The organism is Magnetospirillum sp. SS-4, from assembly GCF_902729425.1.
GTDB lineage: Bacteria > Pseudomonadota > Alphaproteobacteria > Rhodospirillales > Magnetospirillaceae > Phaeospirillum.
The window spans coordinates 257280-276888 of sequence record NZ_LR746530.1 but is presented as its reverse complement, the minus strand read 5'-3'; the positions used below and the strand labels follow the sequence as shown (position 1 = coordinate 276888).

Sequence of the window (19609 nt, the reverse complement as noted above, 5' to 3'; positions counted from 1 at the left end):
GCATGGAATTCGCGTCGTTCCTGGACCGGCAGATCGCCGAACACGCAGAAACCCTCGGCCGCACCGGCGAAGCCGTGCGCGAGCCGTTCCAGCGGCTGGTCGAGGCCTGCCTGACCAGCCTGGCCAATGGCGGCAAGATCCTGTTCTTCGGCAACGGCGGCAGCGCCGCCGACGCCCAGCACCTGGCCACCGAACTGGTGATCCGCTATCGCTACAACCGCAAGGCCCTGGCGGCGCTGGCCCTGACCACCGACACCTCGCTGCTGACCGCCTGCGCCAACGATTTTTCCTACGACGAGATCTTTTCGCGCCAGATCGAGGCCCTGGGCCGCGCCGGCGACGTCGCCATCGGCATCTCGACCTCGGGCAACAGCCCCAACGTGCTGACCGCCCTGGCGGTGGCCCGCGACATGGGACTGGTGGCCGCCGGCTTCGGCGGCCGCGACGGCGGCAAGATGGTGGGGGTCGCCGATCCCCTGCTGATCGTGCCCAGCACCATCACCGCCCGCATCCAGGAAATGCATATCCTGATTGGTCACGCGCTCTGCGATCAGGTCGAGGCCAAGGCGGCGCCCAGGGAAGAGGTGCGTGCCTGAATCCGGCCCACCTCCGTCGTGACACCCCGGCCGTCATGTGCTAGAAGTCCCCGACTTTTCACAACAGGGTGATCAGGCTCGATGAGCAAGCCGCAAGCAACCATCGACGGCCAGTCCCACGCCCGTCAGGTGGAGATGGGATCGGACCGCGCCTTCGGGCTGGTCTTCGCCGCCGTGTTCGCCATCGTCGGCCTGTGGCCCCTGACCGGCGGCGGCGAGCCCCGGTTGTGGGCCGGCGCTGTCGCCCTGGCCTTCCTGGTGGCGTCGCTCACCGTTCCCCGCCTGCTGAAACCCCTCAACCGGGTCTGGTTCCTGTTCGGCATGCTGCTGCACAAGGTGGTGTCGCCGCTGGTGATGGGGCTGATCTTCTTTCTCACCGTAACGCCGATCGCCCTGGTGATGCGGGCGCTGGGCAAGGACCCGCTGCGCCTGTCGCGCGACGACACGGCCGCCAGCTACTGGATCAACCGCACCCCGCCGGGACCCGTCCCCGACACCATGCGCCGTCAGTTCTAGGAGATTCAACCGTGGCCTTCCTCATCGAGCTTTGGCAGTTCCTGCGGGAACGCAAGAAGTTCTGGCTGTTGCCGATTCTGATCATGATGGTGGTGTTCGGCGGCCTGATCGTCCTGTCGCAAGGCTCCGCCGTGGCACCCTTCATCTACACCCTGTTCTAGGCGGCCGCCCTTGCGAATTCTCGGCATTTCCGCGCTCTACCACGACAGCGCCGCCGCCCTGGTCGAGGATGGCCGCGTCGTCGCGGCGGCCCAGGAGGAACGCTTCACCCGCAAGAAGCACGATGCCGGCTTTCCCGAGCACGCCATCGCCTATTGCCTGCGGGAAGCGGGCGTCACCTTGTCGGACATCGACAACGTGGTGTTCTACGACAAGCCGTTCCTGAAGTTCGAGCGCCTGCTGGAAACCTACGTGGCCTTCGCGCCGCGCGGCTTTACCTCGTTCAAGACGGCCATGCCGGTCTGGCTCAGGGAAAAGCTGTTCCAGAAGGACCTGCTGGCCAGGGAACTGAAGGCCTTCGCCAAGGATTTCGACTGGGTGGGGCGGCTGCTGTTCGCCGAGCATCATCTCAGTCACGCCGCCTCGGCCTTCTTCCCGTCGCCGTTCGAGGACGCCGCCGTCCTGACCATGGACGGCGTCGGCGAATGGACCACCACCTCGCTGGCCATGGGGTCGGGCAACCGGCTGGAGATTCACAAGGAACTGCACTTCCCCCATTCGCTGGGGCTGCTGTATTCCGCCTTCACCTATTACACCGGCTTCAAGGTCAATTCCGGCGAATACAAGCTGATGGGCCTCGCCCCCTACGGCGACCCCAAATACACCCAGGTGATCCTGGACAATCTGGTCGACCTCAAGGAGGACGGCAGCTTCCGGCTGGACCAGTCGTATTTCGACTATTGCACCGGCCTGACCATGACCAACGACCGCTTCGCCGCCCTGTTCGGCCAGCCGGTCCGGCGCGCCGACAAGGACCCGCTGACCCAGTTCCACATGGATATCGCCGCCTCGATCCAGGAGGTCACCGAGATCATCGTGTCCAAGCTGGCCAGGGGCATCAAGGCCGAGACCGGGGCGAGGAACCTGTGCCTGGCCGGCGGCGTGGCGCTCAACTGCGTCGCCAACGGCAAGATCCTGCGCCAGAACATCTTTGACAACATCTGGATTCAGCCGGCGGCCGGCGACGCCGGCGGCGCCCTGGGCGCCGCCCTGGCCGGCTATCACCTGTTCAAGGGCCAGCCCCGCACTGTCGCCGGCGGCGGCAGGGATGCCATGAAGGGGTCCTATCTGGGACCGGTGTTCGAGCAGGCCGACATCGAATCCCGCCTGGCTGCCGCCGGCGCCAGATTCGAGGTGCTGGACGAGGACGAGGTCATCAAGGCCACCGCCCAGGCCCTGGCCGATGAAAAGGCGGTCGGCTGGATGCAGGGCCGGATGGAATTCGGCCCGCGCGCGCTCGGCGGCCGCTCCATCCTGGGCGACCCGCGCTCGCCCTCCATGCAGAAGACCCTGAATCTCAAGGTCAAGTACCGCGAGAGCTTCCGCCCGTTCGCGCCGTCGGTGCTGCGGGAAGACGTGGCCGAGTGGTTCGATCTCGACGGCGATTCCCCCTACATGCTGCTGGTGGCCCCGGTGGCGGAACGGCACCGCCGCGCCATGACCGAGGACGAGCAGAAGCTGTTCGGCATCGACAAGCTGAACGTGCCGCGCTCGGCCCTGCCGGCCATCACCCACGTTGATTATTCCGCTCGCGTACAGACCATCCACGCCGACACCAATCCGCGCTATCACGCCCTGATCACCGCCTTCAAGGCGCTGACCGGCTGCGGCGTGGTGGTCAACACCAGCTTCAACGTGCGGGGCGAGCCCATCGTCTGCACCCCGGAGGACGCCTTCCGCTGCTTCATGGGCAGCGAGATCGAGGTGCTGGTGGTGGGGAACTGCCTGCTGCGCAAGGAAGAACAGGACCCCGCCCTCAAGCTCGACTACAAGAACGCCTTCGAGCTGGATTAGACCCCTCTCGGCACCGCGAACGGCCGGTCGTGGTCGAGGCAGGGAATCTTCTTGCGGGCTTCGTCCACCTTGCGCGGATCGATCTCGGCCATCACCCAGCCGGGCTGTTCCAGGGCATCGGCCAAAATCTCGCCCCACGGGCTGACGATCAGGGAGTGTCCGTAGGTCTGACGGTCGTTGACGTGCTCGCCGCACTGGGCCGGGGCGAACACGTAGCAGCCGGTCTCGATGGCCCTGGCCCGCAGCAGGACATGCCAATGGGCCTTGCCGGTGGTCCGCGTGAAGGCCGCCGGCACCGCCAGGAAGGCGCAGCCCGACTTGGCCAGCGCCCGGAACAGGTGGGGAAAGCGCAGGTCGTAGCAGATGGACAGGCCCAGCCGCCCCCACGGCAGGGCGACGCTGGTCGCCTGGTCGCCGGGGGTGAAGGTGGCCGATTCCCGGTAGACCTCGCCCAGCCCCAGGTCCACGTCGAACATGTGGATCTTGTCGTATTTGGCGGCGACGGCGCCGTCGGGACGGATCACGAAGGTGCGGTTGGCCACCATGCCGTCGCCCACCAGCACATGCAGGCTGCCGACATGCAGCCACGCCCCGATCTCGCGGGCGAGGTCGCGAAAGAACGACAGCGCCAGATGCTCGTCCTCGGGCATGGCCTTCAGCACGATGTTCGAACGCCCCCATTCCATCATGGCGACGTTCTCGGGCATCAGGATCAGCTCGGCGCCGGCGGCGCGGGCTTCCACCGCCAGACTGGCGGCGGCCTCGCAATTGGCCATCAGGTCATTGGAGGCGTTGACCTGGAGACAGGCCGCCTTGAAGCCGGTCACGCCCCGACCGCCAGCAGGGGGTCAAGCTTGCCGGCCCGGTCCAGATCGTAAAGGTCGTCGCAACCGCCCACATGCACGCCGCCGATGAAGATCTGCGGCACCGTGCGCCGCCCGCCGGCCCGGCTGGTCATATACTGGCGCAGGCCGTCGTCGGTGGAGACGTCGATCTCGGTATAGGAAACACCCTTCTTGTCGAACAGCTTCTTGGCACGGACGCAATAGGGGCAGACTTCGGTGGTGTAGATCTCGATCTCGGGCATGACAGGCTCCGGCATTGGTGCTTCGCCATATATAACGTTCGAAGCCTAAAACTCAATTCTCAACACCCGGGCCAGGACCAGCGCGTCGACGCGGGCGGCGCCGGCCCGCAGCAGCACGCGGGCGCATTCGTCGACGGTGGCGCCGCTGGTCAGCACGTCGTCCACCAGCACGACCCGGCGTCCCTCCAGCAGACGGCGGCGGTGGTCGGGAACCGCGAAGGCCCCGGCGACGTTGTCGCGCCGCCCCGCCCGGCCGAGATGACCCTGCGGCGGGGTACGGCGATGGCGGACCATCAGGTCGGGCGCCGCCCTCACTCCGCTCAGCCGCGCCATCGCCAGGGCCAGCAGGGCGGCCTGGTTATAGCGGCGGGCCGCCAGCCGCCAGCGATGCAGCGGCACCGGCACCAGCAGGTCGGCGTCCTCCAGCAGGTCGGCACCGGCCCGGACCATCCAGCGGGCGAAGGCGGGCACGCCGTCCAGCCGGTCGGCATGCTTCAGCCGCAAGACCAGATCGCGGGACGCTTCGTCGTAACGAAACACCGCCCGCGCCCGGCCAAAGCGCGGCGGATCGGCGACGCATTCGCCGCACAGGGCGCCGGGGCCGGTCTCGAACTCGAAGGGCAGGCCGCAACAGGCGCAGAACGGCGGCGCCAGGAACGCCACCTTGGACCAGCATTCGGGGCACAGGCTGCCGGGCTCGCCGACCTCGGCCTGGCACGACAGGCACAGCGGCGGCAACACCGCGTCGATCAGCAGCCGTGCGATTCGGGCCAGCATGTCGCCTCTTCCCTCCGACCGGGTGGGCATGTCATACACCTTGGCATGAGGATCTTCGACCGAGCCCTGGTGCGCAAGCACCGAGACCGCGCCGCCCCTGGATTTGCCAGCCACGATTTCCTGGTGCGCGAGGTCGCCGAGCGGCTGGCCGACCGTCTGGACGACGTCACCCGCCGCTTTCCCACCGCCCTCGACCTCGGCTGCCATACCGGCGAGATGGCCGACACCCTGAAGGGGCGGGGCGGCATCGAGACCCTGGTCCAATGCGACCTGTCGCCGGCCATGGCGGCCCACGCCGCCGCCAACGGCCATCCCACCCTGGCGGCGGACGAGGAATGGCTGCCCTTCGCCCCGGCCAGCTTCGATCTGGTGATTTCCAGTCTGTCGCTGCACTGGGTCAACGACCTGCCCGGCACCCTGGCGCAGATCCGCCGCGTCCTGAAGCCCGACGGCCTGTTCCTCGCCGCCGTGCTGGGCGCCGGCACCCTGACCGAGCTGCGCCAGTCGCTGATGGAGGCGGAACTGGCCGAGGAAGGCGGCGTCAGCCCGCGCGTCTCGCCCTTCGCCGACGTCCGCGACCTGGGCGCGCTGCTGCAACGGGCCGGCTTCGCCCTGCCGGTGGTCGATACCGACGCCATCGCCGTCACCTATGCCGATCCCATGCGGCTGCTGGCCGACCTGCGCGGCATGGGCGAGACCAACGCGGTGGCCGAACAGCGCAAGGGCCTGACCCGGCGCGCCACCCTGCTGCACGCCATTTCCGCCTATCAGGGCCGCTTCGCCGGCCCCGACGGCCGCCTGCCCGCCACCTTCCAGGTCATGACCCTGACCGGCTGGGCGCCGCATCCCGGCCAGCAGAAGCCGCTGGCGCCCGGCGCCGCCACCCATCATCTGTCCGATATCCTGGGCGGCGGTCCCATCGGCGGCGGCTGGGGCGATGGCGGCTGGGGCGGCGACCGTCTCTCCGCCGACAAATCCTGATGCGTTTTCCCCAGCCCCTGGTCCGCGCCACCCTGATTCGCCGCTACAAGCGCTTCCTGGCCGACGTGACGCTGGATTCGGGCGAGGAGGTCACCGCCCATGTGGCCAATTCCGGCGCCATGCTGGGCACCGCCATTCCCGGCTCGGAAGTGTGGCTGTCGCCCGCCGCCAATCCGGATCGCAAGCTGAAATGGAACTGGGAACTGGTGACGGTGGACGGCCATCTGGTGGGCGTCAACACCGCCCATCCCAATCTGATCGTCGCCGAAGCCGTCCGGGACGGACTGATCGCCGAACTGGCGGGCTACGAATCCATCCGGCGCGAGGTCAGATACGGCGTCAATTCGCGCATCGACCTGTTGCTGGAAGCCTCCGGACGTCCCAAATGCTGGGTGGAGGTGAAGAACGTCCATCTGAAGCGCGGCGACTGGGCCGAGTTCCCCGATGCCGTCACCACCCGCGGCGCCAAGCACCTGACCGAGCTGCGCGGCCGGGTGGCGGCAGGAGAGCGGGCGGTGATGGTCTATCTGGTGCAGCGCGCCGACTGCCTGGGCTTTCGTCCCGCCGCCGACATCGACCCCACCTATGCCGCCGCCCTGGCCGAGGCAATAGGGGACGGCGTCGAGGCGATCTGCTATACCTGCCGATTGTCGCAAGAGGGCATCGCCCTCGGCCCGGCCTTGCCCATCACGGCGAACCCCGCCGATTTTGCACGGACCTGAAGGATCGATGGAACGGGAAGACAGGGAAAACTCACGCATCCGCCTGCACGGCCCCACCGATTTCGAGGGAATGCGCAGGGCCGGCCGCCTTGCCGCCGAGACCCTGGACTTCATCGCCCCCCATGTGGTGCCGGGCGTGACCACCGCCGCCATCGACCGGCTGTGCGCCGAGTTCATCATCGCCAGGGGCGGCGTCAACGCCCCCAAGAACTATCGCGGCTTTCCGAAATCCATCTGCACCTCGGTCAACCATGTAGTCTGCCACGGCATCCCCGGCGACCGGGTCCTGGACGACGGCGACATCGTCAATATCGACGTCACCCCCATCCTGGACGGCTGGCACGGCGATTCCAGCCGCATGTATTACGTCGGCAAGGTCGGCATCAAGGCCCGGAAGCTGGTGGAGATCACCTACGAATCGCTGATGCGCGCCATCGAGACGGTCAAGCCCGGCGCCACCCTGGGCGACATCGGCCACGCCATCCAGAGCTTCGTCGAACGGCACCGCTTCTCGGTGGTGCGCGATTTCTGCGGCCACGGCCTGGGCCGGGTGTTCCACGAGCCGCCCAACATCATGCATTTCGGCCGCCCCGGCGAGGGCGCGGTCCTGGAAGCCGGCATGTTCTTCACCATCGAGCCGATGATCAACGCCGGCAAGCCCGACACCAAGATCCTGGCGGACGGCTGGACGGCGGTCACCAAGGATAAATCGCTGTCGGCCCAGTTCGAGCACTCCATCGGAGTCACCGCCACCGGTTGCGAAATATTCACTCTTTCCCCCGCCGGTCATCACTGCCCGCCCTACTCCTGACGATTCATTCGCTCCTTGTGTGAACGCCTTCACATCGGCGCATGGAATCCACGTCTAGTATTGCAAACGATCTATCAGCGCCTCCTCGTCCTGGGGTATACCTGGAACGGGGTCGGGCAAACACCCTGCGGAAAGGAGACGGTCGTGGGAGCGGGTGTAGACGCCATGACCGATACGGCGACGGCTGTCGCCAGAATCAACAACGCCCTTCAGGGGCCGGTGGTGGAGATTCTCGGACAGTTCCTCCCGGAACTGAAGGCCTTGCCGCGCGAGCAGGCCTATGACCGGACTCTGGACGATATCGGCCTGCTGAACCGTTGCTTCCAGATTTTCCGCCAGGAACGCCAGCGCTTCCGTACCGTGCTGGTGGACGAGCGCCGCCGGCCGGTCTCCGACGACAATGTGCCGCTGTCGTGCGGCCGCACCCTGGCCGAGGTCATCGCCATGGTGGTGCGAACCGCCGCCAAGCGCTATTTCCGCCGCGCCATCGCCCCGCGTGCCGAGGCCGGCCCGGCCCGCAGTCCCGCCGACGAGCTGTACGACGCCATCAAGGCCTATCTGCTGCACGAATGGCAGGTGCCGCTGGTGCCGTCCTACGCCGGGATGGAGCCGTCGCTGGTGCGCCGCATCGGCGCCAAGCTGCTCGACGCCCGCGAGCCCGAGGCACTGGCCCGCCTGATCGCCGACCCCGACGCCTCGACCCGGCCCGACATGCCGCCTTCCAAGCCGATGGTGGTCGGAACCGCCGGGCACGCCGTCTTCCCGCCGATGGCGACCCAGCCGAGGCCGCTGACCCCGCCCTGCCGCCCCACCCATCCCCGCACCGCCCTGCTGGACGACATCCTGACGCCGGACCGCCTGCGCCTGCGGGCCGAGGCCTTCAACAACGCCCTGCTCGACCCCGAGGTCCGCGCCGCCCTGCCGAACGCCGATCAGATCATCAAGATCGGCGACGTGTTGCGCGGCGTGGGCGGCGTCCCCGCCGCCACCCTGGTGGACGGCATCGGCCTGCGTCAGGACCAGCTGGCGGTAATGCTGATCGTGGCCCACGACAGCATCGGCAGCACGGTGTTCGGACGCCTGTTCGGCCCCCACGCCGACCCCGAACTGGTGGCCCGCATCGTCGACCGGGCCAGATTGCGGGGAATCGGGCCGGATTCCGATGTCCTGGACTGCGCCATCTTCATGCGCGGCGTCTTTGCCCGTTTCGGCCATCGGGCACGGCGGGGCTGAGCGAAGGTAGGGCTGGGCGTTCCCTGAATTCGGCCCTAACATCCGGAGAGACGCTGACCAGATCGGATCGTCGATGCCGCGGTTGCCCTCCGAATCCCAGGCCGAAATCGTCCGCAGGATCAACCTGACCCTCGAAGGTCCGGTGGCCGAGGTCATGGCCCAGCTGGTTCCCGAACTGAAGAAGCTGCCGCGCCGGGGCGTGCTGGAACATGTGCTGGACGATCCCGAGTTGCTGGATCGCTGCTTCAAGGCCTTTCGCGCCAATACCGAACGCTTCCGCGCCCTGCTGGTGGATCAGCAGGGGGTGGCGGTGGACGAGGCCGACGCCTTGCTGGCCTGCGGACGTTCGCTCGACGACGTGGTCGCCATGGTGGTCCGCACCCACGCCAAGCGCCACTTCCGCAAACGCCTGGACGGCGGCAACCGCTCGCTCAAGGGCGGCGGCCGGACCGCGCCCAGGGCCGAAGGCGGCGGCGGCCTGATGGAACGCCTGGTCCGTCTGTTTTCCGCCGGCCAGACGGCGCAGGCCCCGGCGCGGGGCCGCGGCGAGGCGCTCTACGACGCCTTCAAGGAGCATCTGCGGCACGACTGGCAAGTGCCGCTGGTCCAGGAATATTCCACCTTGTCGCCGCAGCTGGTCCGCCGCCTGGGCAAGCGCATCCTCGACTACAAGGTTCCCGAGGATATCCGCCGCCTGAAGAAAAGCCCGAACGATCCACCGGTGCCCTCGACCCTGCCCGAGGCCATTCCGACCTTCCTGCAACCCGCCAGGACCGACTCTCCCAAGCCCGTCGCCGCCGAACGGCCGGTCGACCCGATCAGGCCGGTGGAGGAGGCGCCGGTTCCGGCCTCCGCCGGAACCGACCGGCGGGCGCGGTTGGCCGATGTTCTCACTCCGGACCAGAAACGGCTGCGGCCGGCGGCCTTCACCACGACGCTGCTCGACCCCGACGTCCGCGCCCAGCTGCCCAACGCCGAGCAGATGGTGCGCATCACCGGCCTGCTGTCCGAGATGGGCGGGTTGCCGGCCAGGATGCTGGTGGGCGAACTGGGATTGCGGACCGACCAGCTGGCGGTGACGGCGCTCAACATCCACGACCACCTGGGCGAGGACATGTTCCGCCGCTCGTTCGGCGTGCCGGGCAATCTGGACTACGTCGCCAAATTCGTCGAACGCGCCAAGGCCGCCGGTGTCACGCAGGACACTCCCCTGCCCGATCTGGTCGCCTTCATCGCCAGGATGTTCGGCGCCTCCGGAAAGTCGCCCCCCAATGTCATTGCATCTCGGAAATGATCCCTGGCGGCGCCGGTTTGCCCAGGCGGGCGTTGCGCTCGTACTTTGACAGGCCATCCATCATGGCGCCGCTGAACCAGTCGCCGGACGACGACGGGGCGGCGGGCTGGCCGGCGATGGCCGACAATCCCGACGAACCGCCGGCGGCCTGACTCGCCGCCATCTGCTGCACCATGGCCGGGCTGACCGGCGTGCGGCTGGGTTGCGAGCCGGTGATGGGGGTATTGGACCGGGAACTGTTGTTGGAAATGGCAATGCCGAGCGCCGGCGGCGAGCGGGTGGCGACCGGCGTGGTTCGGGGCGGCAACGGCATCAGACGGCCCTGGCGACTGTTCAGAAGCGGCATCGGATTGTGCTCGGCGGCGGCCACCGGAGCAACCGGGGCGGCGGCCGGCGGCGGTGGCGCGGCCTGGACGGCCGCCTGGACGGACGGCGGAGTGGCGGCGGCCTGGGCGATGGCGGCCCCGGGGGTGGAAGCGTCCGCGACCGGCCGGCCGGCGGCGGACTCCGGCATGTCGGGCAGCAGCACCGGCCGGGCGGCGGTCACATCCTCGGTCTTGCCGATGGACGGCGTTGCATCTGCCGATGCCGGCGGGGTCGACGGCGCGGCGGCCACGGCGGTGGCGGCGGCCGGGGCGTTCTCGTCCTTGAACAGGGCGATCAGATGACCGCCGGCGTCATGGCCGGTGGCCTCTTCCAGCACGCTGTTCAACGCGGCCCCGATCAGGCCGATGGGGCCGCCGAACAGGGTTCCCCCGACCAGACGGGCGCCGACGCCGATCTTGTCGCCGGTCAGTTCCCGATAGACGGAATTGACGATGGGAATGTGCTGAAGCGGGTTGATGACGTCGAGGAAATCCCAGAACGACGGTTCGTCGTCACCCTCGGCGAACATGCCAAGCCGCGACGAATCAGGGTTGGCGGTGGCGGCATTTTCCGACGGCAGCCGGGGCACGATCGACTCGAGCGTGTCGGACGGCTGGACGGGGGACGATACGGCGGAAACCGACATGACTCACCTCAGAGCAAGGGCGGAAACAGTCTTGCAAGGGTGATGCCAACCATAACCTATTGATATCAAACAGCCACGCCTGTCGGGAAGCCGGCATTATCGGGTCTTGGCCCGAGGATGGCGGCAGTTTCTTCCTACCGCCGCCCCCGGCGATGCCTCTGCCACACCGCCCGGTAGAGCCGCTCCAGCCGCCGGGTCCAGCCGGGACCGTCGCACAGCGACGACGCCAGCGTCCGCTGGCTCAGCTCGGCCCGGCGGCCGCGCCAGTCGTCCACCGACCGGGCCAGGGCGATGGCCTTGGCCACGTAATCCTCGGGACCGTCGGCGATCAGCCCGGGCAGCCGGACGGTGCGCAGCATCGAGGCGGTCCAGCGACTGACCATGCGGTCCTGGGGCATGGTCAGAACCGGCACCCCCATGGACAGGGCCTGGAAACTGGTGGTCGACCCGCTGAACGGGGCGGTGTCCAGGGCGACGTCCACATGGTGATACCGGGCGATGAAGGCCTCGTAGGGCTCCTTGGTCCCCACCATCTCGATCTGGCCGGGCCGGGCGCCGGCCGCGATCAGCCGTTCGGACAGGCGTTCGCGAAGGGTCGGCGATCCATAGGCCTCGTGGAATTTGAGGACCAGCCTGGAATCCGGCAGGGCGGCGAGAATGGCCCCCCACGCCCGGGCGATCGTCGGGGAAATCTTGATGGGGTTGTTGAAGCTGCAAAACACCGGCGGGCCGTGGCGGGGGACGGCGGGAACCGGCGACGCGCCTGGCGGCGGCCCGGCGACGTAGAAGCTGGGCAGCCGCAGACGCCGCTCGCTGAAATACTCGGCGCTGGGCCGGGCCAGCAGACGGCCGTCCCCGACGATATAGTCCATCTCCTCCAGGCCGCTGGTGGCGACGTCGTGCATGGAAATCTGGATGGGCGCCGGCCGGAACGCGCAGATCTGGGGGCGGTTCTGGTCGAACCGGCCGGCCAGGCTGACCAGAATGTCGATGCCGTCGGCGCGAATCCGGGCGGCGGCGGCGGCATCGGTCAGGGCGGTGATGTCGTGCCAGCCATCGGCCAGGGCGCGGAACTCGTCGGTATGGGCGTCGGTCTTGCTTACATGGGCGTAAAAGTGTATTTCGAATGCGGAACGATCATGGTTCCGGATCAGCGGCAGCAGATTGGTCCCCACCGGATGGTTACGCAGGTCCGACGACAGGTACCCGATCCGAATTTTGCCGGAATCGGACGCCGTCCCCGCCGGATCGGACGAATCCGGCCGCGGCCGGGCCATGGCGCGGCCATAGCGGCGGTGCGCCTCTCCCACCGCCTCGGCGTCGAGATCGTCGCGATACATGATGTTGTTCAAAAGGTTGCCGAAGGCCAGCGCATGATCGGGGTGACGGGAAATCACCGCCTCGTACAGCAGCGCGGCGTCCTGCTGCCGGTCCAGCGCCTGCAAGGCGTTGCCCAGATTGAGCTGGGCGGCCGGGAAATCGGGCCACAACTCCAGGGCCTGCCGATGGGCGGCGACCGCGTCGTCCAGCAGCCACTGTTCGAACAGAACCCGTCCCAGGGCGGTATGGATCTCGGCCGAGGCCGGATTGAGCCGCGCCGCCTCCTTCAATGCGGCGGCGCATTCCTCCTTGCGGCCCAGCATCTTCAGGATATTGGCGCGGGTAAGGTGGGCCTCGGCCAGATCGGGGCGCAGGCGAAGGGCGGTAGCGACCGAGTCCAGCGCCTGATCCGGCGATTGCCGCGCCGCCAGCGCCATGGCCAGGCCGTTATGGGCCAGGGCATATTCGGGTTGCAGGCGAAGGGCGGCATGTTGGCACCGGACGGCCTCGTCCAGTTCGCCGGTTCGCAGCAGGATCAGGCCGAGATTGACGTGGGCCGGCGGGAAATCCGGGGCCAGATCCACCGCCCGGCGCAATGTTTCGGCGGCGTCATCCAGTCTGTCGCCCAGACCCAGGACGATGCCCAGCGCGATGGTGGCGCGGACGTGGTCGGGAACCAGGGCCAGGGCGGCGCGCAGGCGGGATTCGGCCTCGCCCAGCCGCCGGCAATCGGTCAGGGCGACGCCGTGATTGACGTGAAACTCGACGAAATCGGGCCGCAGGCGAACCGCCTCGCCATAGGCCTCGGCGGCGTCATTCAGCCGCCCCAGCCGGCGCAGGCAATTGCCCAGGGAATTGCGGAAATCCCCCACGCCCGGAACCAGGGCGATGGCGGCGTTCCACGCCGCCGCCGCATCGGCCCAGCGGCCCAGCCGTTCCAGCGCCTGGGCGCGGCCGGCAGTGGCCTCGGGGTAATCCGGGCGCAGGCCAATGGCCGTTTCGAAAGCGGTACAAGCATCGCCGGCCCGATCCAGGCCCAGCAGGCAGATACCCAGATTGTTGTGGGCCTCGGCCATGTCCGGACGCAGCTCCAGGGCGCGGCGAAACGACGTCGCCGCCGCCTCGGTCCGGTTCATGGCCTTCAGCGCGTTGCCGAGATTGTTGTGGGCCTCGGGAAAATCCGGCCGGGCCGCCAGGGCGCGGCCGATCCATTCCACCGCATGGTCGGGATGGCCGGTCTGAAGCGCCATCACCCCCATCAGATGCAGGGCGGCGGCGTTGCCGGGATCACAGCTCAGGACCTCGCGGTACAGCGGCTCGGCCTTGCCCAACTGGCCGGCGCGATGAAAGGCCAGGGCCCGGTCGATCAGGTCTTGCGACATAGGGAATTCCCAAAAGAAAAGAGGGTGGCCGAAGCCACCCTCTCCCTTAGCGTAGTTCGTCCTTGACCGATTAGAAGGTCAGAGACAGACCGGTGCCGAAAGCGTAGCCGCTGTTGGCGTTGATATTGCTGTAGGCGGAGCCGTTGGCGGACAGTTCCGACTGGTACTCGGCGTAGCCGGCCATGGCGAGGATGTCCACGCCCGGGCCGATGTTGTACTTGCCCGAGGCCTGGTACATGTTGATGGTGTCCTTGCCTTCGAAGGCGATCGCGCCTTCCACTTCCGAATGGAAGTAGACGAAGCTGACCGCGTACGGGCCGCTGGCGTACTGCAGGCCGATGTCGAAGCCCTGCCCGCCGTAATCGACAGAACCACCCTTCTGAAGCGACCAGTCCACGCCGCCGATGACGCCGCCGAGGTTGGAGGTGGCACCAACGTTGCCGGCGCTGGTGACGGTCCGGGCCTGATCATGGGTGGCGCGGGTCCAGGACGAACCCAGGGTGAAGCCGGCATAGGACAGCTGGGCGCCGGTCGACAGGGTGTCGATGCCGTGTTCAGCACCGTTGGTGTCCCGGAACAGGTTGTAGTGCAGATAGCCGCCCGAAACCTTCAGGCCGACCGGGCCGAAGGTGTTGGCGTAGACGCCGCCGACGCCCCAGCCCAGGGCGCGGTTGCCCGGCTGGGCGCGGGTGTCCTCGCGGACGACGCTGGGGACCAGGGTGGCGCCCAGGGTCAGGCCCATGAAGCTCGGCGCGATGTAGCTGATCTTCTCGGCCTTGTTGTCGTCGATCGGGGCGGTGGTGTTGGTCGAGGTGGTCCAGCCAGCGCGCTGGTGCAGGCCCATCACCCGGTTGGCAGTACGGTTGACGGCGAAGTTGGCGCCCATCATCGACGCGCCGAGCTGGCCATGGGCCGCATCGGGAGCGGTGACATGGGTCAGGACGATGGCGTTCGGATGGTTGCCGAGCAGGACCTTACCGAAGCCGCCCTGGACCCAGGCGTAGCTGGCGTCGATCGGATCGGTGGTCATGTCGGAGTGGCCGCCGCCGGTCAGGCTGGCGAACACGCCGACGGTCAGGCCGTTGTCCAGCTTGGTGCTGCCCGAGAAATTGATCTCGTTGGCGCCCTTGACGTCGAAATTGGTCGCCTTGAGGCCGCGAGCGTCAAGATGGTCCTCATCCTGCCAGGCGCCCATCACCCACCACTTGGAGTAACCGCCCAGGTTCAACTTGATCTTGTCGGCGGCGTCGGCGGCGCCGGCATTCATCATCCCGGCGGCGACCAGCGCGGTGCTGGCGAACAGAAACTTCTTCATGGTATCTCCTCTCTTTGGCTTCCAGATGCCGACCCCCAATGGCCACACCCGCTATCCAAATGAACGAACTGCGACATATCGCCATAGGGTCCGGCAAAGATCAAGCGGCCCCGGCGGCTTCTGTGTCGAAACACGCGCAGTGTGACATGAACGCAACACATGGGGCCGGAGAGGGACGCGGACAAGGCCGGTCTCAGCGCCGCGCGGCGGCGCGGGCGATCATCATCAGGGCGCGGGACGCGATCTCGGCGGCGGGCATGCCGGTGGTCTTGCAATCGGCCTCGGCCTCGGTCAGCACGTCCAGGGCGCGGCCCAGCCGGTCCACCGGCCAGCGCCCAAGCTGGCGGCGAAAACGGTCGACCGCCTTGAAGATCACCGGCGGCTTCAGCCCCGCCATGGCCTGATCCATCGGCTTGCCCCGGGCCAGATGGCCGGCGGCCAGATGCAACCGCAGGAAATGGCGCGACACCCCGCGCAGCATCGCCACCGGATGGGCGCCTTCCCGCAGCAGCCGGTCCAGCACCCGCTGCGCCCCGGCGTGGTCGCCGTCGGCGGTGGCCAGCGCCAGATCGTCGAGGCCGAGCGCGGCGGTGTCGCCGACGCAGGCGATGGCGTCATCCAGGCCGATCCGGCCCGGCCCGCCCATGTACAGCGCCAGCTTGCCCAGTTCGGCCCGGGTCAGGCGGCGGTCGCCGCCGAGATGATCGATGAGATAGGCCATGGCGTCGGGCTCGGCCATCAGGCCGGCGGCCTTCAGCTCTTCCGAGATGACGGCGGCCAGCGAGCCGCCCTCGTCGGCGTAGCAGGCCAGGGCGGCGGCGTTGTCGGCGCCTTCGGCCAGCTTGCGCAAGGACGAGCGCGGCCCCAGCTCGCCGCCTTCCACCACCACCAGGGAATCGCCCCTGGCCTCGGCCAGCACCGCCGACAGGGCGGCGCTGTGGCTGTCGCCGGCGTCGCGCAGCACCACCACCCGGCGTCCGCCGCCCAGCGCCATGGCGCCGGCCTCGTCCAGCAGGCGGGACGGTTCCGCCTTGAGCATGGCCGGGCTGAGCTCGGCGACGCGGAACGGGTCGGACGGATTGTCGACCACGCCCTGGATCAGGCGCTGGACCCGCTCGCGCACCAGGCCGGAATCCGGCCCGAACACCAGCACGGCGCGGATTTTCGGGTCGGGCGACCGCAGAAAGGCTTCGACGCGGGCGCCGGAAAGCTTCACCGCCGCTCCGCCGGCGGCGAGACCCGGCGGCCGAGATAATCGACGCTGTCGCCGCGCCGATACCGGACGTCGCCGGGATTGGCCCGATAGCGGGCGATGGCCGCCGCCACCTGGCCACGAATGTCGTCGGCCAGCTGAACGATGGCGCGGTCGCGGGCATCGCGTTCGTTGGCGATACTGGCATAGCGCGGACCGATGTAGTCGAAGCTGGCCACCGAATTGGCGACGCCGCCATAAATGGAAAACCCGTCGCCCTGCACGTTGATATTCGCCGACAAGGTAAGATTGCCCAGGGTGGCCAGATTGTCGCGGCGATAGCCCAGGTCGGTGGTGCTCTCCGACACGGTGACCGTCAGGATATAAAGGTAGTCGGCCGGTTCGCCCCTGGGGGTGATGCGCTGGACCAGGGCATTGCGCAATTGCTGGCCCAGGCGGTCCTTGATGGGGGCGATGCGGATGCGCGACAGATCCTCGCTGACCGAACCGGCCGCCGGGGCTTCGCCGCCACGGGCGTAAAGCGGACTGAAGCCGCAGCCCATGGGACCCAGCGCCAGTAACGCCACAAAAAGTATGGTTACCGAGAATAACGGAGCGAAGCGACTATGCCCGTTGAGGGCGCCGCAGCGGTGCCGAAGCGTTAGCAAAGGCGCAAGCGAGGACAGCCAAGCATGCGGAGGCATGCGCCGGCGCCTGAGGGCACTAAATATATAAGCTCTAGACCACCACATTGACGATCCGGTTCGGAACCACCACCACCTTGCGGGCGGGTTTTCCCGACATTGCCGAAATGACCTGGGGTTGCGCAAGCGCCGTCCGCTCCGCCACGGCGGAATCGGCGTCCTTGGGCAGCTCGATGGTGGCGCGCAGCTTGCCGTTGACCTGCACCGCCACGGTGACGCTGTCGTCCACCAGCAAGGCGGGTTCGGCCGCCGGCCACGCCGCGTCGGCCAGCAGGCCGTCGCCCCCCAGCATCGCCCACATCTCCTCGGCCAGATGCGGCATCATCGGGCCGATCAGGCGGGCGGCGGCTTCCAGCCCTTCCCGCAGCACCCAGGCGTGATCGGCCTGGGCGGCGTCCAGCTCGGCCAGGCCGTTGGTCATCTCGCGGATGCGGGCCACCGCCTTGTTGAAGTGGAAGCGTTCGAGGTCGTCTCCCACCTGGGCGATGGTGCGATGCACCAGCCGGCGGACCTTGAAGGCCTCGGCCCCCAGGTCGGGCATGGCGGCGCCCCTGGCCGGCAGGCCGGCGGCGGCGGTCATGCGCCACAGCCGGTTGACGTAGCGCCAGGCGCCGTCGATGCCGGATTCGGTCCAGTCGAGATCGCGCTCGGGCGGGCTGTCGGACAGCATGAACAGCCGGGCGGTGTCGGCGCCGTAGCCGTCGATGATGCCGGCGGGATCGACCACGTTCTTCTTGGACTTGCTCATCTTTTCCGAACGGCCGGCACTGGCCGGCCGGCCGGTTCCGGCATGGACCAGCCCGCCGTCGGGACCGGCGGCGACCTCGGTCGGATACAGCCACTGGCCGTCCTCGGACTTGTAGGTCTCGTGGCAGATCATGCCCTGGGTCAGCAGGCCGGCGAACGGCTCCTTGACGCCCAGATAGCCGCAATCCTTCAGGGCGCGGGTGAAGAAGCGGGAGTAAAGCAGATGCAGCACGGCATGCTCGATGCCGCCGATATACTGGTCCACCGGCATCCAGTAATCCGCCGCCGCCCGGTCGAAGGCCACGTCGGCACGGTCCGGCGAAGTGAAGCGGGCGAAGTACCAGCTGGATTCGAAGAAGGTGTCGAAGGTGTCGGTCTCGCGCCGGGCCGGCTTGCCGCATCGGGGGCAGGCCACATGCTTCCAGGTCGGATGATGGTCCAGCGGATTGCCGGGCTTGTCGAAGCCGACATCCTCGGGCAGCACCACCGGCAGCTCGGCCGCCGGCACCGGCACCACGCCGCAGGATTCGCAGTGGATCACCGGAATCGGGCAGCCCCAGTAGCGCTGGCGCGACACGCCCCAATCGCGCAGGCGGTAGTTGATGGTGCGGCTGCCGCGCTTCATCTCCTCGATGCGGCGGATGGCCTCGGCCTTGGCCTCCTCGACGCCAAGGCCGTCGAGAAAGCGGGAATTGACGGCGACGCCGTCGCCGGCATAGGCCTCGCCCCTGGCGATGGCGGCGGCGACGTCCTCCTTGCCGGAGACCGGCTCGACCACCTGGGTCCAGCCCAGGCCGTACTTGTTGGCGAAGTCGAGATCGCGCTGATCGTGGGCCGGGCAGCCGAAGATGGCGCCGGAGCCGTAATCCATCAGCACGAAATTGGCGACATAGACCGGCAAGGTCCAGGAGGGGTCGAAGGGATGGACGGCGCGGATGCCGGTATCGAAGCCTTTCTTCTCGGCGGTCTCGATGGCGGCTTCCGAGGTGCCCATGCGGTTGCACTCGGCGACGAACCCGGCCAGGGCCGGATTGTCGGCGGCCAGTTCGGTGGCCAGGGGATGGTTGGCGGCGATGGCGACGAATTTGGCGCCGAACAGGGTGTCGGGGCGGGTGGTGAACACCTCCAGCCCGTCGGGGCGCCCCTCCAGTTCGAACAGCAGCCGGGCGCCCTCGGAACGGCCGATCCAGTTCTCCTGCATCAGGCGGACCCGCTCGGGCCAGCGCTCCAGCGTCGCCAGGCTGTCGAGCAGGTCCTGGGCGTAATCGGTGATCTTGAGGAACCACTGCGACAGCAGCCGCTTTTCCACCAGGGCGCCGGAACGCCAGCCGCGGCCGTCGATCACCTGCTCGTTGGCGAGCACGGTATTTTCCACCGGGTCCCAGTTGACCCAGGATTCCTTGCGGTAGACCAGCCCGGCTTCGAGGAAATCCAGGAACATCCTCTGTTCGTGGCGGTAGTACTCGGGCTCGCAGGTCGCCACCTCGCGCCGCCAGTCGTAGGACAGGCCCATGGACTTCAGCTGCTCGCGCATGGCGGCGATGTTTTCCCGCGTCCACTTGGCGGGATGGACGTTGTTGGCGATGGCGGCGTTCTCGGCGGGCAGGCCGAAGGCGTCCCAGCCCATGGGATGCAGCACGTTGAAGCCGCGGGCGCGCTTATAGCGGGCCACCACGTCGCCCAGGGTGTAGTTGCGGACATGGCCCATGTGGATGCGCCCCGACGGATAGGGAAACATCTCCAGCACATAGTACTTGGGGCGGGCGGGGTCCTCGGACACCTCGAAGCAGCGGCGCTCGTCCCAGACGCGCTGCCACTTGGCTTCGGTTTCCTTGACGTTATAGCGTTCGCCAGTGGTGCCGTCTGGGCGCGACATGGTTGGTCCGTTGCTGATGACAGGAAGAGGC

General features: G+C 68.0%; 18 protein-coding genes. 9 read left to right on the top strand and 9 right to left on the bottom strand.

Annotated features, from left to right (window positions below; all coding sequences use genetic code 11):
• Positions 1 to 2 precede the first annotated feature (2 nt).
• The 4 genes from MTBSS4_RS19925 to MTBSS4_RS19910 all read left to right on the top strand — a co-directional run bounded on the left by MTBSS4_RS19925 (position 3) and on the right by MTBSS4_RS19910 (position 3125).
• Complete coding sequence (locus MTBSS4_RS19925) at positions 3 to 596, top strand: D-sedoheptulose 7-phosphate isomerase (RefSeq protein ID WP_173985107.1); 594 nt, start codon at positions 3 to 5, stop codon at positions 594 to 596.
• An 81-nt stretch (positions 597 to 677) separates the two neighbouring features.
• Positions 678 to 1112 carry an SxtJ family membrane protein gene (locus MTBSS4_RS19920; RefSeq protein ID WP_173985106.1) on the top strand — a complete coding sequence of 145 codons (435 nt, stop codon included), beginning with the start codon at positions 678 to 680 and terminating at the stop codon, positions 1110 to 1112.
• Between the two features lie 11 nt (positions 1113 to 1123).
• Complete coding sequence (locus tag MTBSS4_RS19915) at positions 1124 to 1273, top strand: DUF5989 family protein (RefSeq protein ID WP_172822774.1); 150 nt, start codon at positions 1124 to 1126, stop codon at positions 1271 to 1273.
• 10 nt (positions 1274 to 1283) lie between these two features.
• Positions 1284 to 3125, top strand: a complete 1842-nt coding sequence (locus MTBSS4_RS19910; protein WP_173985105.1) for a carbamoyltransferase — start codon at positions 1284 to 1286, stop codon at positions 3123 to 3125.
• Here the strand turns inward: MTBSS4_RS19910 and MTBSS4_RS19905 are convergent.
• The 3 genes from MTBSS4_RS19905 to MTBSS4_RS19895 are packed head-to-tail and all read right to left on the bottom strand — an operon-like array spanning position 3122 to position 5019.
• A complete protein-coding gene (locus tag MTBSS4_RS19905) occupies positions 3122 to 3952 on the bottom strand; it encodes a carbon-nitrogen hydrolase family protein (RefSeq protein ID WP_173985104.1) in 831 nt (276 codons plus the stop codon). The genes MTBSS4_RS19910 and MTBSS4_RS19905 overlap by 4 nt on opposite strands.
• Positions 3949 to 4212 (bottom strand): glutaredoxin 3, encoded by a 264-nt coding sequence (gene grxC, locus MTBSS4_RS19900; RefSeq protein ID WP_173985103.1) that lies wholly within the window; start codon positions 4210 to 4212, stop codon positions 3949 to 3951. Before grxC ends, MTBSS4_RS19905 begins: the two co-directional genes overlap by 4 nt.
• Positions 4213 to 4257: 45 nt before the next feature.
• Positions 4258 to 5019: a ComF family protein gene (locus tag MTBSS4_RS19895; protein WP_254432673.1), complete on the bottom strand. Its 762-nt coding sequence runs from the start codon at positions 5017 to 5019 to the stop codon at positions 4258 to 4260.
• Positions 5020 to 5034: 15 nt separating this feature from the next.
• On the opposite strand from MTBSS4_RS19895, the gene MTBSS4_RS19890 reads away from it, so the two are divergent.
• The 5 genes from MTBSS4_RS19890 (at position 5035) to MTBSS4_RS19870 (ending at position 10030) form a co-directional block, all read left to right on the top strand.
• Positions 5035 to 5970, top strand: a complete 936-nt coding sequence (locus MTBSS4_RS19890; RefSeq protein ID WP_173985102.1) for a methyltransferase domain-containing protein — start codon at positions 5035 to 5037, stop codon at positions 5968 to 5970.
• The gene (gene sfsA, locus MTBSS4_RS19885; RefSeq protein WP_173985101.1) at positions 5970 to 6692 is read left to right on the top strand and encodes a DNA/RNA nuclease SfsA; all 723 of its coding nucleotides are present in this window, start codon (positions 5970 to 5972) and stop codon (positions 6690 to 6692) included. Before MTBSS4_RS19890 ends, sfsA begins: the two co-directional genes overlap by 1 nt.
• 7 nt (positions 6693 to 6699) lie before the next feature.
• Positions 6700 to 7503: a type I methionyl aminopeptidase gene (gene map, locus MTBSS4_RS19880; RefSeq protein WP_173985100.1), complete on the top strand. Its 804-nt coding sequence runs from the start codon at positions 6700 to 6702 to the stop codon at positions 7501 to 7503.
• A 144-nt stretch (positions 7504 to 7647) separates the two neighbouring features.
• A complete protein-coding gene (locus MTBSS4_RS19875) occupies positions 7648 to 8736 on the top strand; it encodes a hypothetical protein (protein WP_254432672.1) in 1089 nt (362 codons plus the stop codon).
• Positions 8737 to 8809: 73 nt separating this feature from the next.
• Positions 8810 to 10030 carry a hypothetical protein gene (locus MTBSS4_RS19870; protein WP_173985099.1) on the top strand — a complete coding sequence of 407 codons (1221 nt, stop codon included), beginning with the start codon at positions 8810 to 8812 and terminating at the stop codon, positions 10028 to 10030.
• Here MTBSS4_RS19870 and MTBSS4_RS19865 read toward each other — a convergent pair.
• The 6 genes from MTBSS4_RS19865 to leuS all read right to left on the bottom strand — a co-directional run bounded on the left by MTBSS4_RS19865 (position 10011) and on the right by leuS (position 19578).
• Positions 10011 to 11042: a hypothetical protein gene (locus tag MTBSS4_RS19865; RefSeq protein ID WP_173985098.1), complete on the bottom strand. Its 1032-nt coding sequence runs from the start codon at positions 11040 to 11042 to the stop codon at positions 10011 to 10013. The two genes, MTBSS4_RS19870 and MTBSS4_RS19865, sit on opposite strands and share 20 nt — an antisense overlap.
• Before the next feature lie 134 nt (positions 11043 to 11176).
• Entirely contained in the window at positions 11177 to 13744 is a 2568-nt protein-coding gene (locus MTBSS4_RS19860) for a tetratricopeptide repeat protein (RefSeq protein ID WP_173985097.1), read from the bottom strand.
• 70 nt (positions 13745 to 13814) lie between these two features.
• Positions 13815 to 15059 carry a porin gene (locus MTBSS4_RS19855; protein ID WP_173985096.1) on the bottom strand — a complete coding sequence of 415 codons (1245 nt, stop codon included), beginning with the start codon at positions 15057 to 15059 and terminating at the stop codon, positions 13815 to 13817.
• Positions 15060 to 15252: 193 nt separating this feature from the next.
• The gene (gene holA, locus MTBSS4_RS19850) at positions 15253 to 16275 is read right to left on the bottom strand and encodes a DNA polymerase III subunit delta (RefSeq protein WP_173985095.1); all 1023 of its coding nucleotides are present in this window, start codon (positions 16273 to 16275) and stop codon (positions 15253 to 15255) included.
• The gene (gene lptE / locus MTBSS4_RS19845) at positions 16272 to 16814 is read right to left on the bottom strand and encodes an LPS assembly lipoprotein LptE (RefSeq protein WP_173985094.1); all 543 of its coding nucleotides are present in this window, start codon (positions 16812 to 16814) and stop codon (positions 16272 to 16274) included. The genes holA and lptE overlap by 4 nt, the downstream gene beginning before the upstream one ends.
• A gap of 175 nt (positions 16815 to 16989) precedes the next feature.
• On the bottom strand, positions 16990 to 19578 hold the full coding sequence (gene leuS / locus MTBSS4_RS19840) for a leucine--tRNA ligase (RefSeq protein ID WP_173985093.1): 2589 nt from the start codon (positions 19576 to 19578) through the stop codon (positions 16990 to 16992).
• Positions 19579 to 19609 lie beyond the last annotated feature (31 nt).

Excerpts from the sequence above, each read along its gene's own strand:
- MTBSS4_RS19855 (WP_173985096.1), bottom strand. The coding sequence starts at position 15,059 with ATGAAGAAGTTTCTGTTCGCCAGCACCGCGCTGGTCGCCGCCGGGATG.
- MTBSS4_RS19865 (WP_173985098.1), bottom strand. The coding sequence starts at position 11,042 with ATGTCGGTTTCCGCCGTATCGTCCCCCGTCCAGCCGTCCGACACGCTC.
- grxC (WP_173985103.1), bottom strand. The coding sequence starts at position 4,212 with ATGCCCGAGATCGAGATCTACACCACCGAAGTCTGCCCCTATTGCGTC.
- MTBSS4_RS19925 (WP_173985107.1), top strand. The coding sequence starts at position 3 with ATGGAATTCGCGTCGTTCCTGGACCGGCAGATCGCCGAACACGCAGAA.
- map (WP_173985100.1), top strand. The coding sequence starts at position 6,700 with ATGGAACGGGAAGACAGGGAAAACTCACGCATCCGCCTGCACGGCCCC.
- leuS (WP_173985093.1), bottom strand. The coding sequence starts at position 19,578 with ATGTCGCGCCCAGACGGCACCACTGGCGAACGCTATAACGTCAAGGAA.
- sfsA (WP_173985101.1), top strand. The coding sequence starts at position 5,970 with ATGCGTTTTCCCCAGCCCCTGGTCCGCGCCACCCTGATTCGCCGCTAC.
- MTBSS4_RS19920 (WP_173985106.1), top strand. The coding sequence starts at position 678 with ATGAGCAAGCCGCAAGCAACCATCGACGGCCAGTCCCACGCCCGTCAG.
- MTBSS4_RS19860 (WP_173985097.1), bottom strand. The coding sequence starts at position 13,744 with ATGTCGCAAGACCTGATCGACCGGGCCCTGGCCTTTCATCGCGCCGGC.
- lptE (WP_173985094.1), bottom strand. The coding sequence starts at position 16,814 with ATGGGCTGCGGCTTCAGTCCGCTTTACGCCCGTGGCGGCGAAGCCCCG.
- MTBSS4_RS19895 (WP_254432673.1), bottom strand. The coding sequence starts at position 5,019 with ATGCCCACCCGGTCGGAGGGAAGAGGCGACATGCTGGCCCGAATCGCA.
- MTBSS4_RS19870 (WP_173985099.1), top strand. The coding sequence starts at position 8,810 with ATGCCGCGGTTGCCCTCCGAATCCCAGGCCGAAATCGTCCGCAGGATC.
- MTBSS4_RS19890 (WP_173985102.1), top strand. The coding sequence starts at position 5,035 with ATGAGGATCTTCGACCGAGCCCTGGTGCGCAAGCACCGAGACCGCGCC.